Annotated in this window: 12 protein-coding genes; 6 read left to right on the forward strand and 6 right to left on the reverse strand. The window is 38.1% G+C overall.

The window, feature by feature from the left end; genetic code table 11:
• Nucleotides 1–448 precede the first annotated feature (448 nt).
• From VUJ46_RS00425 to VUJ46_RS00440, 4 genes are all read left to right on the forward strand, one after another.
• Nucleotides 449–1,684 carry a TCR/Tet family MFS transporter gene (locus tag VUJ46_RS00425; RefSeq protein WP_326983045.1) on the forward strand — a complete coding sequence of 412 codons (1,236 nt, stop codon included), beginning with the start codon at nt 449–451 and terminating at the stop codon, nt 1,682–1,684.
• 380 nt (nt 1,685–2,064) lie between these two features.
• Complete coding sequence (locus VUJ46_RS00430; RefSeq protein WP_326983046.1) at nt 2,065–2,403, forward strand: Sec-independent protein translocase subunit TatA/TatB; 339 nt, start codon at nt 2,065–2,067, stop codon at nt 2,401–2,403.
• A 1-nt stretch (nt 2,404) separates the two neighbouring features.
• Nucleotides 2,405–2,989: a phosphatase PAP2 family protein gene (locus VUJ46_RS00435; RefSeq protein WP_326983047.1), complete on the forward strand. Its 585-nt coding sequence runs from the start codon at nt 2,405–2,407 to the stop codon at nt 2,987–2,989.
• Between the two features lie 10 nt (nt 2,990–2,999).
• The gene (locus VUJ46_RS00440; RefSeq protein ID WP_326983048.1) at nt 3,000–3,464 is read left to right on the forward strand and encodes a tRNA (cytidine(34)-2'-O)-methyltransferase; all 465 of its coding nucleotides are present in this window, start codon (nt 3,000–3,002) and stop codon (nt 3,462–3,464) included.
• Nucleotides 3,465–3,540: 76 nt separating this feature from the next.
• On the opposite strand, the gene VUJ46_RS00445 is transcribed toward VUJ46_RS00440, so the two are convergent.
• A complete protein-coding gene (locus tag VUJ46_RS00445; protein ID WP_326983049.1) occupies nt 3,541–4,014 on the reverse strand; it encodes a 23S rRNA (pseudouridine(1915)-N(3))-methyltransferase RlmH in 474 nt (157 codons plus the stop codon).
• A gap of 160 nt (nt 4,015–4,174) precedes the next feature.
• On the opposite strand from VUJ46_RS00445, the gene VUJ46_RS00450 reads away from it, so the two are divergent.
• A complete protein-coding gene (locus VUJ46_RS00450; RefSeq protein ID WP_326983050.1) occupies nt 4,175–5,212 on the forward strand; it encodes a DUF4421 family protein in 1,038 nt (345 codons plus the stop codon).
• Nucleotides 5,213–5,222: 10 nt separating this feature from the next.
• Nucleotides 5,223–6,185 carry a YihY/virulence factor BrkB family protein gene (locus tag VUJ46_RS00455; RefSeq protein ID WP_326983051.1) on the forward strand — a complete coding sequence of 321 codons (963 nt, stop codon included), beginning with the start codon at nt 5,223–5,225 and terminating at the stop codon, nt 6,183–6,185.
• 187 nt (nt 6,186–6,372) lie between these two features.
• Here the strand turns inward: VUJ46_RS00455 and nhaA are convergent, their stop codons facing one another.
• The 5 genes from nhaA to VUJ46_RS00480 form a co-directional block, all read right to left on the reverse strand.
• Entirely contained in the window at nt 6,373–7,563 is a 1,191-nt protein-coding gene (gene nhaA / locus VUJ46_RS00460) for a Na+/H+ antiporter NhaA (RefSeq protein WP_326983052.1), read from the reverse strand.
• Nucleotides 7,564–7,579: 16 nt separating this feature from the next.
• Nucleotides 7,580–9,790, reverse strand: a complete 2,211-nt coding sequence (locus VUJ46_RS00465; protein ID WP_326983053.1) for a RelA/SpoT family protein — start codon at nt 9,788–9,790, stop codon at nt 7,580–7,582.
• A gap of 110 nt (nt 9,791–9,900) precedes the next feature.
• Complete coding sequence (locus tag VUJ46_RS00470) at nt 9,901–10,266, reverse strand: hypothetical protein (protein ID WP_326983054.1); 366 nt, start codon at nt 10,264–10,266, stop codon at nt 9,901–9,903.
• 209 nt (nt 10,267–10,475) lie between these two features.
• On the reverse strand, nt 10,476–12,386 hold the full coding sequence (gene acs, locus VUJ46_RS00475; protein ID WP_326983055.1) for an acetate--CoA ligase: 1,911 nt from the start codon (nt 12,384–12,386) through the stop codon (nt 10,476–10,478).
• 60 nt (nt 12,387–12,446) lie between these two features.
• Complete coding sequence (locus VUJ46_RS00480; RefSeq protein WP_326985130.1) at nt 12,447–14,393, reverse strand: acetate--CoA ligase; 1,947 nt, start codon at nt 14,391–14,393, stop codon at nt 12,447–12,449.
• Nucleotides 14,394–14,438: the final 45 nt, after the last annotated feature.

Below are 14,438 nucleotides of genomic sequence, written 5' to 3' on the forward strand. Positions count from 1 at the left end.
AAAACCCTCCTTCTCTAAAACGCTCCACTCAGTTCCGGGGTAACCGCTGCAATCTGGGCTAGGGGAGTTGTCATTCATTTAAAAAATTGAAAAAAAAATAGTTTCAACCTAATACCGTTTTCTTTTTGAATTAACCTTAATAAACCCCGAAAGGGGTAAATATCAGTAGCGTCGGATGAAATCCGATGAACTAGTATTTAATGATGGTATAACCCCGCAGGGGTTGAATAATGTACAGGAAATTTCAAAGATAAAATGGTAAAACAAAAATCCTTCGACTGCTTCGCGCTCAGGATGACAGTGTCTAAAAATAAAAGTCTGAATTAAAGAAATTTTATACACATCAATCAATCTATAAACTAAAAACAAGAAACCATCAACCATCAACTAAAAACTAAAACTAATTTAGAATCATTATTTTTCCCGATTTGATTATTTTTGCAGCATTATGGAAAACTCGAAGAAGAAAGCTGCGATGAGCTTCATTTTTATTACGTTACTGATTGACATTACGGGATGGGGAATCATCATTCCGGTGGTTCCGAAACTTATTGAGGAATTGATTCATGCGGACATAAGTGAAGCTGCAAAATATGGCGGCTGGCTGGGATTTGCCTATGCATTTACACAGTTTATCTTCTCTCCTGTAGTTGGGAACCTGAGCGATAAATACGGACGAAGACCCATTATTCTGATCTCACTGTTCGGTTTTGCCATTGATTATATTTTGCTTGCACTGGCGCCCACTATTCTTTGGCTGTTTCTAGGGAGAGTTATTGCCGGAATTACAGGGGCAAGTGTTACCACAGCGAGTGCTTATATTGCTGATATTTCCACGGATGAAGATCGTGCAAAGAATTTTGGTCTTATCGGAGCAGCGTTCGGGTTGGGATTTATAATAGGCCCTGTTTTAGGTGGCATTTTAGGACACTACGGCGCGCGGGTACCTTTTTATGCGGCAGCAGTTTTATGCTTATTAAATTTCCTGTACGGATATTTTATCCTGCCTGAAAGTTTAGATAAAGATAAAAGAAGAGAATTCAACTGGAAAAGAGCCAATCCCATCGGTTCTTTTAAGTTTTTAGGAAAGCACCCTGAAATTTCAGGCCTTATCGTTTCATTAATATTAATCTACATTGCGGGACACGCCGTTCAAAGCAACTGGAGCTTTTTTACCATGTACGAGTTCAAATGGGATGAAAGAATGGTCGGAATTTCACTAGGAGTGGTAGGTTTACTCGTCGGTCTGGTGCAAGGTGGATTAATTCGTTGGACAACTCCGAAATTCGGGGAAGAAAAAAGTATTTATTACGGGTTGACCTTATACGCCATCGGGATGTTATTATTCGCTTTTGCGACCCAGGGCTGGATGATGTTTGCTTTCCTTATTCCTTACTGCCTGGGGGGAATTTGTGGTCCCGCACTTCAGTCGGTGATCACGAAAAGTGTACCTTCGAATGAACAGGGAGAGCTACAGGGGGCATTAACGAGTTTAATGAGTGCTACCTCCATTATCGGGCCTCCGATGATGACAAATTTATTTTACTTTTTCACCCATGATGAAGCACCGTTCAAATTCTCTGGAGCACCGTTCTTCCTTGCATTTATCTTGATGGCAGTAAGTGTTGTGATTACTTACCTGGCTTTTCAGAAAAAAGCAATTAAAAAGCAGCAGAAAAATTAATGAGTCTGCTGGGGTTGACATATTAATAACCTGATTTCGATTAAAATTAATAATTTAAAATATTAATTTTCTAAAGATTCTTAGAGTAAGTCTAGACATATTCTCCTGATGGTCATATACTGAAAATGGGAGTGCTTCATCCATGAAATTGGTGAGTCTTCTTTTTTCTCTTAGAAAACACACTTTTAGGATACATCCTGATAGGGATTCGCGAGACACCGCATATACACAGAAATTGGAATAAAGTTCCTGAAAAATAGCTGGCCAACAGCAATCAACCAATAACAAGAAACCGGCTCCCTCTCTTCACATATCTTAAAATTTGTTTAAAATATCCCCGTTGTGTAATATATATGTATAATGTTTCGTAATTTTACGGCATGGAATTAAGTATTGGAGAAATGGCACTGATTGCTGTGGCAATTGTTGTATTATTCGGACCGGATAAGCTTCCGCAGATTGCACGTGACCTAGGAGCAGGTGTGAGAAAAATGCGTGGTGCCGTAGAAGATATTAAAACGGAAATTATGAAGGAAACGGATAATCCTGTTTCTGAGATAAAACGTGAAATCGAGAAGGTTAAAGATGCTGCAAAAGATTTCAATCCGATGAAAGATATCCAAAAAGATATTCTTACAGAGCCACAACAGACTTCTAATGAACCTCCGAAACCAAAACCTGAAGACGATGATTCGTATGAAGGCCCTGTAAGCAGATAAGATGGAGGAAATTATTCAGGAAGATAAAAAGGTCTTTTTGTTTCTCAACAATTTGGGGGACTCTTCATTCGACCAGTTTTGGATGCTTATTTCAAGTACCTGGATCTGGGTTCCGTTATACATTATCTTCTGTTATTTTTTATTTAAAAATTATAAACTAAGATCACTGGTATTTATCCTGATCTTCATAGGAATTGGTGTTGCTGTTTCGGATCAGCTTTCTGGTGTTTTCAAATACGGAGTGGCAAGATTAAGGCCCTGCCATGATCCCACATTGGAACATCGGATGAGGATTGTAAAATGTGGCGGCCAATACGGTTTTTATTCTGCACATGCATCCAATACATTTTTACTCGCAACCTATTTAACTATTTTATTGAGAAAAAAGCTCAGATGGTTTCCTTATGCTGTATTTGCCTGGGCTACGATGGTGGCGTACAGCCGCATCTATTTAGGGGTTCATTTTCCAATTGATATTTTGGTAGGAGCGTTTGCAGGAATTTTGATCGGACTGATCTTTGGAGCACTTGCCAAGAAAGTCATCCGGAAGCAGGAAGAGAAAAATCCTCAGAATACAATCAATTAGAAAAAATAAGATGCTGAATATTGTTTTGGTAGAACCCGAAATTCCCAATAATACTGGAAATATCGGCAGACTCTGTGTCGGAACAGAAAGTAAATTACATCTGGTTCATCCTTTTGGTTTTGTCATTAATGATAAAAATTTAAAACGTTCAGGACTCGATTACTGGGTGCATCTTGACGTGACGGAATATGCTAATGTTGAGGAATGGATTCACCAGATTCCTGATCTCTCCAGGGTTTTTCTAATGAGTTCGCATGCGGAAAAATCTTACCTCGAAACAGAATTCAGAGATGGTGACTGGCTTGTGTTCGGAAAAGAAAGCATGGGATTGAGTAAAGAGGTTTTAGATCGATTCGAGAATCATTTAACCATTCCGATGTCAAAATTAATACGGAGTTTTAATATTGCCAATTCTGTTGCTTTTGTGGTGGGCGAGGCGAAAAGACAGATTGGGCTGAGCGCCGGAAAACTGTAAACAAGCTCCTGAAGTCATTCAATAAAAAAATAAACCAATGTTAGGACTAAATCTGCGGATTTCATTGCATCCGCTTTTAGTCGTTATGGTATGGTTTTCCCTGTAAAATCTGGTCAGCACGATACAATTGCTCAACAATAAACAACCGAATCATCTGATGGGTAAAAGTCATTTTAGACAGCGACATTTTTTCATTAGCCCTGAGATAAATTTCTTCTGAAAATCCATAAGCGCCACCAATCAGGATATGAATTTTTTTTACTGAGGAATTCATCCACGTATCTATTTTCTGTGAAAATTCTCGGCTGGTGAATTGCTTACCTTTTTCATCCAAAATAACAACCCAGTCGTTTTTATCAATATGGTTGGAAAATAATTTGGCCTCCTCTTTCTTGAGCAGCTCTGCGGTATAGTTCTTCGCATTTTTTACATCAGGAATTTCCACGATATCAAAATTCCAGTGCTTGGGAAGTCTTTTCAAATAGTAACCGATTAACGATGTGATTTCCTTATCATCCGTTTTACCGATACAAAGCAAGTTAATCTGCATATTGATGCTTTAAAATAAATTCGGACCCAAAGGTATTCATAAAGTGATAAACTCGATCATATATTCGGTAAAATTTTATAGCAAGCTCTATTTATCTGATAATTTAAAAAAAATACCGAAATTTAAAAATTTCAGTACTTTTGTAGTCAGCACCAATCGGATGAATACAAAATTACTTTCCATCATATTTATAATTTTTTCAATATGGTCTTACAGTCAGGACATTGTTCGCGATTCGGTGACCGTTAAGAAATACGTGGAAGATGATAAAAATAAAATTTCCTTGATCGCAGGACTAAGCTATATTGATGATTCATTTGGGCTTTTGTATGAGGATAAAGTATTTCGGCTGAGGCCTAATGATGCCTTCTATACAGAGTTTTTTTTGCGCTATCGCTGGATTGATATTACCTTTTCCTTTGCTCCGAAGCTGACCAAAATTAACAGAGACGATGCTGAAAAAGGGAAAACCAAATATTTTAATCTCGGATTTTCTTTTTTTGTGGCTCCAAAAGTGAGACAATTTCTTTATTACAGTGAAGTCAGAGGATTGTACTTTCAGGATACCCAGGATTTCATGAGGCTTCTCAACGGACCTGATTATAGCGGAGAAGGGTATCTGCAGTTTCCAGACGCCAAATACCGTTCCTATAGAGGAGAGACAAGCTATCTTTGGCTGGGAAATAAAGTGGACTACAGAAGTTTCACCAATATGACCTATAAACCACTGAAAGATGTATTTGTGTTAAGTACTGGATTGTTTTATCAGTATAATATACTCAGTGATACCAACCGAACGATTTATCAGGGAGAAGATTTTACCGATTCAGAAGATATTGACTCTAAGCTTAAAGACTTTCGGATAGCGGTGAGGACGGGTGGTGGTGTCCAGAAAACGTTTAAAGACAAATGGTACATTATTGCAGAGGCTTATCCCGAAGTGTATTACTCAAAACTCGTGGATGAGGATAATCTTCATGAGTTTAATATCGGTTTTTATTCTAATGCAAGGATAGGCTATGATAACGGAAACTGGTTTTTTGGCGGGGGCGCTCAGCTCAATTGGGTAAACAGTACCAATGATAACTTCTATTCAAGTAAACAATGGCTTTTTAGAATTGGGTTGGGTTTCCGATGGGGTGCTCCCAAATTTGTGAACAAAAATTTTAATAAATTAGATAAAGCTTTAAATTTTTAAAAGAATAAGTATGCGCATAAAAATACCGGGTTTTGTCAGAAAAATTCAGCAATTCTTTGATGATATTCATATTCCGGTTCTGGGAATATCACTTTGGCAAATGTTTCAGATCTATGTCTCCGGAATTTTCAAAGGAAAAATAGGACGAAAAGCGGGGAGTATCTCGTGGAGCTTCACGCTGAGCTTATTTCCCTTCTTACTGTTTTTGCTTTCTGTGTTGCCCTATATGCCGCATTATGATAAACTTCAGTTCTATATTTTTGAAGTTCTCATCCACAATGTTTTTCCTGCTAATATGGAAACCGAAGTCAGGGGATATATTCAGAATAATATTATTCCTAATATGAAGGGAATCAGTAATCTGACTATTCTTATTGCCCTCGTATTTGCTACTAACGGAACATTTTCTTTAATCAATGGGTTTAATGAAAACTCTGAAGAGAAATTAAGTGATGTTAAAGAATTTATTCTTTCTTTTTTTATTACCATCGGATTTATTACCATTGTTTTTTTAGCCCTTTTCGGAGTCTATTATTCGGAAGTCGTACTAAAGCTTTTTACACCGAATTATAATATTACCTGGCTGGTAAATAACCTTTCAAAAATTATTGGATTTGTCTCTTTCCCACTGTTTTATTTTATACTTTTAACCCTCTTTTACTGGCTTGGAACCGTAAAGATCATAAGATTCAGACAAGCAATTCCGGGGGCTATTCTTACTACCGTATTATTTGTGGTCACAACATACGGCTTTGCTATTTATGTGAAAAATATTGCCAGATACAACGTATTATACGGTTCTATAGGAAGTATGATCCTGCTTATGGTCTGGGTGAATGTAAATGTATATCTGCTTCTCTTTGGAAATGAGCTGAACATGGCGATCAGGAAACTAAGAATCGAAAAGCTCTTATCTGACGAGATTGAAAAAGCAGAGTCGGAGGAGAGCTCAGATCCTGTTGTTGATCACTAAAAATTAACGGATCATGAGAAAGGTTGGTAAACTATCGACTCCAAGCTCAGCATATTCTTAATCCAGATCGAACTCCTGAAACCTCAAACCTTCAACTTATTTTATATTTTTACTGACGAATATTGGGAATGGTGGCCACCTTACTTATCCGCAATAAGAGATTTCCGGTTCAGACTATCCAACGGGGCTAATCGCTATTAACGTCATTTTTTACAATATCTGATTTTTTAGTGCTTATCCGAAGGATGAAATAACCTGATAGCGCAGCAATGAAAGATGCAATTAAGATCGCAAATTTTGCTTCATCCTGTATTTCATGCCGACCTTTAAAAGAAAGTAAAGCGATGAAAATAGACATCGTAAAACCTATACCGGCAAGTAAACCTACCCCGATCATTTGAAACCAGGAGCTGTTTTGAGGCAGTGAACTGATTTTTAATCGTATCGCGATCAACGAAAACAGATTAATCCCTACCAGCTTGCCAACAACAAGACCCAGGATTATCCCTAGACCTAATGTACTCGTAAGCCCTTCAGCCATAGAGCTGTTAAAGGTAATATTGGTATTGGCCAGAGCAAAAATTGGCATTATCAGAAAGCTCACCGGGAAATGAAGACTATGCTCAAGCTTCTCCAGTGGTGATATTTCTACGGTCGAGGCATTGGTTGGTATAGAGAGGGCAAGTAATACCCCCGCAATGGTTGCGTGAATTCCGGAATGATGAAGAAAATACCACAGAAAAAGGCCGGGAATTATATAAAAAACAAGACTTGTCACCTTGAGGACATTCAATAAAAATAAAAATAGAGTAATTCCCAAAGCGAGAAGCAAATACATCCAGTGAATCTGTTCTGTATAAAAAATTGCAATGACTAAAATCGCTCCAAGGTCGTCTACAATGGCCAGGGCAGCGAGAAAAATCTTGACAGAACTCGGAACTTTTGATCCCACCATGGCGATGATTGCTAAAGAAAAAGCAATATCGGTGGCCATTGGGATACCCCAGCCGTGACTATACTCAGTACCCGAGTTAAAAACAGTGAAAACAGCGGCCGGAACAAGCATTCCTCCCACAGCTGCAAAGATGGGAAGCGAGGCATTTTTAAATGAAGAAAGCTCTCCTTCTAATAGTTCTCTTTTGATCTCAAGTCCCACCAACAGAAAGAAAATAGCCATTAACCCGTCATTGATCCATATACTTACAGGGTAATTAAGCCCAAAAAGGCGGGTGCCGACCTCCCGATCCAGCAGGCTCTGGTACGATTCCCCAACCGAAGAGTTGGCGACTAAAAGTGAAATGAGAACGCAAATTATTAAAATAACCCCCGATGATTGGCTGTTATTAAAAAAATTCTTAAAATAAATCGTTAATTTCATATTGTGCTTTCTTTTACTATACTCGCCTTACTCTTGATACGCCGTTTATTTCTTTTAATTTTTTAAATGTCTGCTCAAGCTGACTTTTATTTTTTACCTCCAAATTGATATTTCCGGTAAAAACTCCGTTATTGGACTCGATGGACATACTTTTCATATCCATTCCCATAGCTCCACTGATAACGGTGGTGATATCATTAATCATTCCCATTCTGTCAAGCCCTTCAATCTCTATTTTCACACGGTTTTTAAAGCTTTCAGCATTTACCCATTTTGCGGGAATCACACGGTAGTCATATTGTGCACGAAGATTAATCGCATTCGGACAGTTATCACTGTGGACTTTAATACCTTCAGAAATGGTGATAAATCCAAAAATTTTGTCTCCCGGAATTACATTACAGCATTTCGCGAAAGTATAATTGAGTTTTTCTTCATCTTTACCGAAAACAATCATGTCTAAATTCTGATGTTTTGGTTCATCAAAAACACCAGTGCTGTTTTTTGACGGAGATTTTCGGAATCTGGAAAGTAAATTATTGAAAACGTTTTTACTTTCAATATATTTTCTCAGGCTACTTGCATCCAGTTCGTTAGTTTGGAATTTTAAGAAGAGTTCCTGAGAGGTTTTCAGATTAAAGAACTTCTGAAGCTTGTTGACTTCATCTTCGCTGAATGTAATTTTAGCATGGCGAAGTTTTCGCTGAAGGATTTCTTTTCCTTCTTCAACAATCTGATTTTTTTGTGAGTTTAGGTAGCTCTTAATCTTCGATTTGGCTTTTGAGGTAACCACAAATTCCAGCCAGTCGGATTTCGGCTTTTGATTTTGGGAAGAGAGAATATCAACCTGATCTCCGTTTTGGAGAACATAAGAAATAGGAACCAGTTTACCGTTGATCTTGGCACCCAGGCATTTCATGCCTAAGTCAGAGTGAACGGAAAATGCAAAATCTAAAGCAGTAGCATTCGTTGGCAAAATTTTAATCTCTCCCTTTGGTGTAAATACAAAAACTTCTTTCGAATAAAGATTAAGTTTAATATTATCCAAAAGTTCAGAGGTAGATAAATTCTGTTGCTGCTCTAACACTTCACGGATTTCTGTCACCCATCTTTCAAAATTTCGGTCATCGGAGCTCTGTTTATAACCTTCTTTATATTTATAATGGGCAGCAACCCCTTTTTCGGCGATTTCGTCCATTCTCTCAGAGCGAATCTGAACTTCGATCCATTTTTTATCAGGACCAAGAACTGTTAAGTGTAAACTTTCATACCCCGTAGAACGTGGCTGAGTAATCCAGTCCCGCATTCGGGAAGGATTGCTGTGGTACACATCAGTGACAATAGAATAGATCTTCCAGGCGAGAAATTTTTCGTTTTTAGCATCCGATTTATAAATAATTCTGATGGCGTAATTATCAAATACTTCTTCAAAAGAAACGCCTTGTTTCAGCATTTTTCTGTAAATAGAAGAAATAGCCTTCGCCCGACCTTTTATCGTGAAATTTAGACCTTCTTCTTTAATTCTCTCTGAAACTTCATTTTTAAACTCCTCTATATAACGCTCCCTGCTTTCTTTCTCCAACTCCAGCTTCTCGGTAATCTCCGTATAAACTTCTGGATTATTGTATTTTAAAGAAAGGTCTTCCAACTCAGATTTAATATTGTATAAACCTAAGCGGTGCGCCAATGGAGCATAAATATAAACTGTTTCCGAAGCAATTTTTTTCTGCTTATCCGGCGTCATGCTTTCCAGTGTCCGCATATTATGGAGACGGTCCGCAATTTTTATTAAAATAACCCTAAAATCTTCAGATAGCGTAAGCAGTAACTTTCTGTAGTTTTCAGACTGAACTGAAATATTCTGATGATTCATGATCGAAATCTTTGTCAAGCCATTGACAATGTTGGCGATTTTTTCCCCGAAGATCTTTTTAAGATCCTCGTAGGTATAATCAGAATCTTCAATTACATCGTGTAAAAGGGCACAGGCAATAGAAGTCGCACCCAAACCGATTTCTGTCGCTACAATTTTTGCAACGGCAATGGGATGGTAGATGTAGGGTTCGCCCGTTTTTCTTCTCTGGTCTTTATGGGCATCCAGCGCAATATCGAAAGCCTTTCGGATAAGTTTATTATTTTCCTCATCCAATGTTCTGTAGGTATTCGAAATCAGATCCTTATATCTTGCAAGGATCTCCTTGTTCTCTAGTTCTAAGTCGTAACTCATTTGTGTAAAAAGCCTATATTGAACGAAAATACGAATTTTTTTCCGTTTTTCAAATACAAAAAATCCGCAGAAGGGTACTCTGCGGATTTCCGGTTATTAATTTTGTAGCTTTAAAATTTTACTTCAGAATCCATCCCATTCGTTGAACCTTTAATTCTTACGTCTGGTGAATTATGAATGTCTGCTCTGTTTCTGGCGTCAATTAATTTTTTGATGTTTTGATAATCAGCCTGATCGATACTGATATTGTCAAAAGAATAGGTTTTAAGTACCTTATTCTGACTGAAAACACCATGAGCTCTATCACCCTGATCGCTGTCTTTTACAGCAACACTTGCGAGATATTTGGAACTGCTGTGGGAATCGTCAATGTAGATAATATACTCTGAGTCTGCAAAACCGCTATTTTCGAGATCTGCTTCAAGCTTTTTGTAATCGTTATTGGAATCAAATAGTCCGGCTAATATTTTTGACATGATACTGTGTTTTAAAATTATACACTAAAGATAGTAAATAATTCAAAACAGATTGTTAATTATTTAATTAAGTTTGTTATTAGTTATTTTATCTATAAAAATAATGGGTGTTTAATGCGTGTATCTATTGAACGGGTGTTTAATTATTGTCAATAAAAAAGCGGGACTATTTAAGCCCCGCTTCCCTGATTACTCAGTCTTCATATAGTTTAATTAATTCGTTCATTTTTAATTTCCTCCACTATTTCAGGATTTAATAAAGTAGAAATATCACCAAAATTACTGAAATCACCTTCTGCAATTTTTCTCAGAATTCTACGCATAATTTTCCCTGAACGCGTTTTCGGAAGTCCGGAAACAAACTGAATTTTATCCAGCTTAGCAATAGGGCCTATCTGATCTGAAATTAACTGATTAATCTCTTTTACAAGATTTTCCTGCTTTCTGTCCGCTCCCGTATCTTTTAAAATAACGAAACCGTAGAGAGCACTGCCTTTAATGTCGTGAGGGAAACCTACGATCGCAGATTCTGCTACTGCAGGATGCTCATTAATACTGTCCTCTATAGGGGCAGTACCCAGGTTGTGACCCGAAACAATAACGACATCATCCACGCGGCCCGTAATTCGATAATAGCCGACTTCATCCCGCAGTGCGCCGTCCCCTGTGAAATATTTGCCCGGAAAAGCTGAAAAATAGGTCTCTTTATATCGTTGATGATCGCCCCATATCGTTCTTGCAATGCCTGGCCATGGAAAACGGATACATAGGTTCCCTGTCACCTGGTTTCCCGAAATTTCATTCCTTTTATCATCCATCAGAACAGGCTGAATTCCAGGTAACGGAAGAGTAGCATATGTTGGTTTCGTTGGGGTTACGAATGGAAGTGGTGAGATCATAATTCCTCCTGTTTCCGTCTGCCACCATGTATCAACAATCGGGCATTTTTTCTTTCCGACATGATCATTGAACCAGTGCCATGCTTCATCATTGATCGGCTCACCAACCGAACCAATTACTTTTAATGAACTTAAATCATGCTTATCTACCCATTCGGTACTTTCTTTAGCCAAAGAACGAATCGCGGTCGGAGCGGTATAGAATTGCGTTACTTTATGTTTTTCAATAACTTCCCAGAATCTGTCCGGTTCAGGATACGTCGGAACACCTTCAAAAATTACGGTAGTTGCTCCATTTAAAAGCGGTCCGTAAAGAATATATGAATGTCCGGTAATCCATCCAATATCGGCGGTACACCAATATATATCGTTTTCTTTATAATTGAATACGTTTTTGAAGGTATAAGCCGTATACACCATATACCCGGCGGACGTGTGAAGCATTCCTTTAGGTTTTCCTGTAGATCCGGAAGTGTACAAAATGAAAAGCGGATCTTCTGCATCCATAATAATAGTTACAAAGTCAGCGGATGCTTTTTCATACAGATCAGCCATCCAGTGATCTCTTCCATCTTTCATTTTGATCTGGTTGTGCGTTCTTTTCACGACCAAAACAGATTCTACGGTCGGTGTTTTCTCTAAAGCCTCATCAACGATACTTTTCAGATCTAAAACTTTACTTCCGCGATAACTTCCGTCTGAGGTAATCACCATTTTAGCACCACAGTCATTCACTCTGGAAGAAACGGCAGAAGCGGAGAATCCTGCGAAAATAACGGAATGAACAGCCCCTAATTTAGCACAGGCCAACATGGTAACCGCCAGTTCAGGGATCATCGGAAGATAGATGCAGACTCTATCGCCTTTTTCGATGCCCATATCTTTTAAAACATTCGCTGTCTTGTTCACCCTCGTATATAGTTCGTGATAAGAAATATGCTGTGCCTCCTCTTTCGGATCGTTCGGTTCCCAAATGATTGCCGTTTTATCTCCTCTTATAGAAAGGTGCCTGTCTAAACAGTTTTTTGTGATATTAAGTTTGGCATTTTTAAACCATGTGATCTTCGCCTCATTCATATCATATTTTACAACCTTGCTCCATCTTTGATACCATACAAAGTTCTGATCGGCAATCTTATCCCAGAATTTTTTAGGGTTTTTAATTGATTTTTTATACTCTTCAAAATAATGTGGTAAATCTTCTATCAGGTAATTTCTCATATCCCTTTCTTTTTTTGAAATTTGAATTTTTGTTATTTAAATTTATGTTTAATTTCTCGGTTAAGCTCTATATTCCACGATTTTTTCCTGAATTTCTTCAATGATTTTTTCATCATCAATCGTTGATGGAATCTGAAATTCTTTTCCGTCTAATAAAGTTCGTATTAATTTTCTTAAAATTTTTCCTGAACGTGTTTTTGGTAATCGTTTAACGATCATCACATTTTTAAGACAGGCAACGGCTCCTATTTTTTCACGAACAGTTTTTACAATTTCTTTTTCAACATTTTCTTCAGAGATTGTTGAACCATTTTTTAAAACAACAGAAGCAAAGGGAATCTGACCTTTGAGCTCATCATCGATTCCCACAACGGCACATTCTGCAACGTCTGGATGCGACGAGACAACTTCCTCCATTTCCGAAGTCGAAAGTCGGTGTCCGGCAACATTGATGACATCATCAACTCTTCCTGTAATGAAAATATAGCCGTCCTCATCTCTTATTGCGCCGTCTCCGGAGAAATAATAGTCTTTGTATTGTGATAAATAACTGTCTTGAAAACGATCGTTGTCATTCCAAATTCCCAGTAAAGCACCTGGCGGAAGCGGAAGTTTGATAATTAAATATCCTTCCTGATGCGCATCCAGTTCATAACCATTTTCATCAAAAATTTTAATATCATAACCGGGGATTGGTTTTCCGGCAGAAGCTCTTTTAATTTTATATTGATCATTAAAAGTCATTAATCCCAACATTGGCCATCCGGACTCCGTTTGCCACCAATGGTCGATCGCAGGAACTCCGATGTGCTCTGCAAACCAGTCTAACGTCGACACATCGCATCTTTCACCAGCCAGAAATTGTTTTTTGAAGTGGCTTAAATCATACTTTTTCACCAAATCCCCATTCGGATCTTCTTTTTTAATCGCCCGAATCGCTGTGGGAGCGGTAAACATCACCGAAACTTTATATTCAGAAATAATTCTCCAAAATGTACCTGCATCGGGGGTCATAATGGGTTTTCCTTCAAAAATTATCGTTGTGTTTCTGTTGATTAAAGGTCCGTAAACTGAAAAGCTATGACCAACCGCCCAGCCAAAATCGGAAGCCGCCCAATAGGTTTCCTCCTGTTCAACGCCATAAATGTATTTCATTGAAAATTTTAAAGCAGTCGCATAACCACCTGTATCACGCGTGATACCTTTGGGTTTTCCGGTCGTTCCTGAAGTGTACAATAAATAGAGTGGGTGAGTGGATTTCACCGAAATGCAGTCCGCAGGCTCTGATTTTTGAACCAGTTCTTGATAATCAATCAATCCCTCAAACATTTCATGTTGATTATTTACTAATTTTCTATTGTAAACAATAATGTTTTCCACTTTATCCTGCGCCAATTCAATTGCTTTTTCAACCAGAGGTAAATACGGAATTCTCTTGGCTATTTCCACTCCCGCTGTGGCCGTAATTAATGCTTTGGGTTTGCAGTCATCAATTCTCACGACTAATTCATTTGGGGCAAAACCTCCAAAAACAACGTTATGAATTACCCCGATTCTCGCACATGCCAACATCGCAAATAAAGTCTGCGGAATCATCGGCATATAAATAACGGCTGTATCTCCTTTTTTTAATCCCAGAGAAACCAAACCGCCCGCCAGTTTTGAAATTTCCTCCTTCGCCTGGCTGTAAGTATATTTCCTCTTTTGATTTGTAACCGGAGAATCGTAAACTATCGCTATCTGCTCTCCAAAACCATCCTCAATATGCTTGTCGATACACAAATAGCACATATTAAGCTCTCCATCGGAAAACCATTGGGCATATTCATTTTCGTCTTTTGAAAGAATCTTGTTTGGAAATTCAAACCAGTCGATTTCCTGGGCCCTTTCTTTCCAGAAATTCTCTTTGTCTTCAATGCTTTGTTTAAATAAATCGTCTGTGTTCATATTAATTTTTGTGTGTTGAGCCATTGCGAGGAGCGAAGCTTTAAAGCGATCTTTTTTTATTATGCTTGAGATTGTTTCACTTCGTTCAAAATGACGGTGCGTAAA

The organism is Chryseobacterium sp. MYb264 (assembly GCF_035974275.1).
Classification (GTDB): domain Bacteria; phylum Bacteroidota; class Bacteroidia; order Flavobacteriales; family Weeksellaceae; genus Chryseobacterium.

Bases quoted from the DNA above. Each gene is read 5' to 3' on its own strand.
- VUJ46_RS00425 (WP_326983045.1), top strand. From the start codon at position 449: ATGGAAAACTCGAAGAAGAAAGCTGCGATGAGCTTCATTTTTATTACG.
- VUJ46_RS00430 (WP_326983046.1), top strand. From the start codon at position 2,065: ATGGAATTAAGTATTGGAGAAATGGCACTGATTGCTGTGGCAATTGTT.
- VUJ46_RS00435 (WP_326983047.1), top strand. From the start codon at position 2,405: ATGGAGGAAATTATTCAGGAAGATAAAAAGGTCTTTTTGTTTCTCAAC.
- VUJ46_RS00440 (WP_326983048.1), top strand. From the start codon at position 3,000: ATGCTGAATATTGTTTTGGTAGAACCCGAAATTCCCAATAATACTGGA.
- VUJ46_RS00445 (WP_326983049.1), bottom strand. From the start codon at position 4,014: ATGCAGATTAACTTGCTTTGTATCGGTAAAACGGATGATAAGGAAATC.
- VUJ46_RS00450 (WP_326983050.1), top strand. From the start codon at position 4,175: ATGAATACAAAATTACTTTCCATCATATTTATAATTTTTTCAATATGG.
- VUJ46_RS00455 (WP_326983051.1), top strand. From the start codon at position 5,223: ATGCGCATAAAAATACCGGGTTTTGTCAGAAAAATTCAGCAATTCTTT.
- nhaA (WP_326983052.1), bottom strand. From the start codon at position 7,563: ATGAAATTAACGATTTATTTTAAGAATTTTTTTAATAACAGCCAATCA.
- VUJ46_RS00465 (WP_326983053.1), bottom strand. From the start codon at position 9,790: ATGAGTTACGACTTAGAACTAGAGAACAAGGAGATCCTTGCAAGATAT.
- VUJ46_RS00470 (WP_326983054.1), bottom strand. From the start codon at position 10,266: ATGTCAAAAATATTAGCCGGACTATTTGATTCCAATAACGATTACAAA.
- acs (WP_326983055.1), bottom strand. From the start codon at position 12,386: ATGAGAAATTACCTGATAGAAGATTTACCACATTATTTTGAAGAGTAT.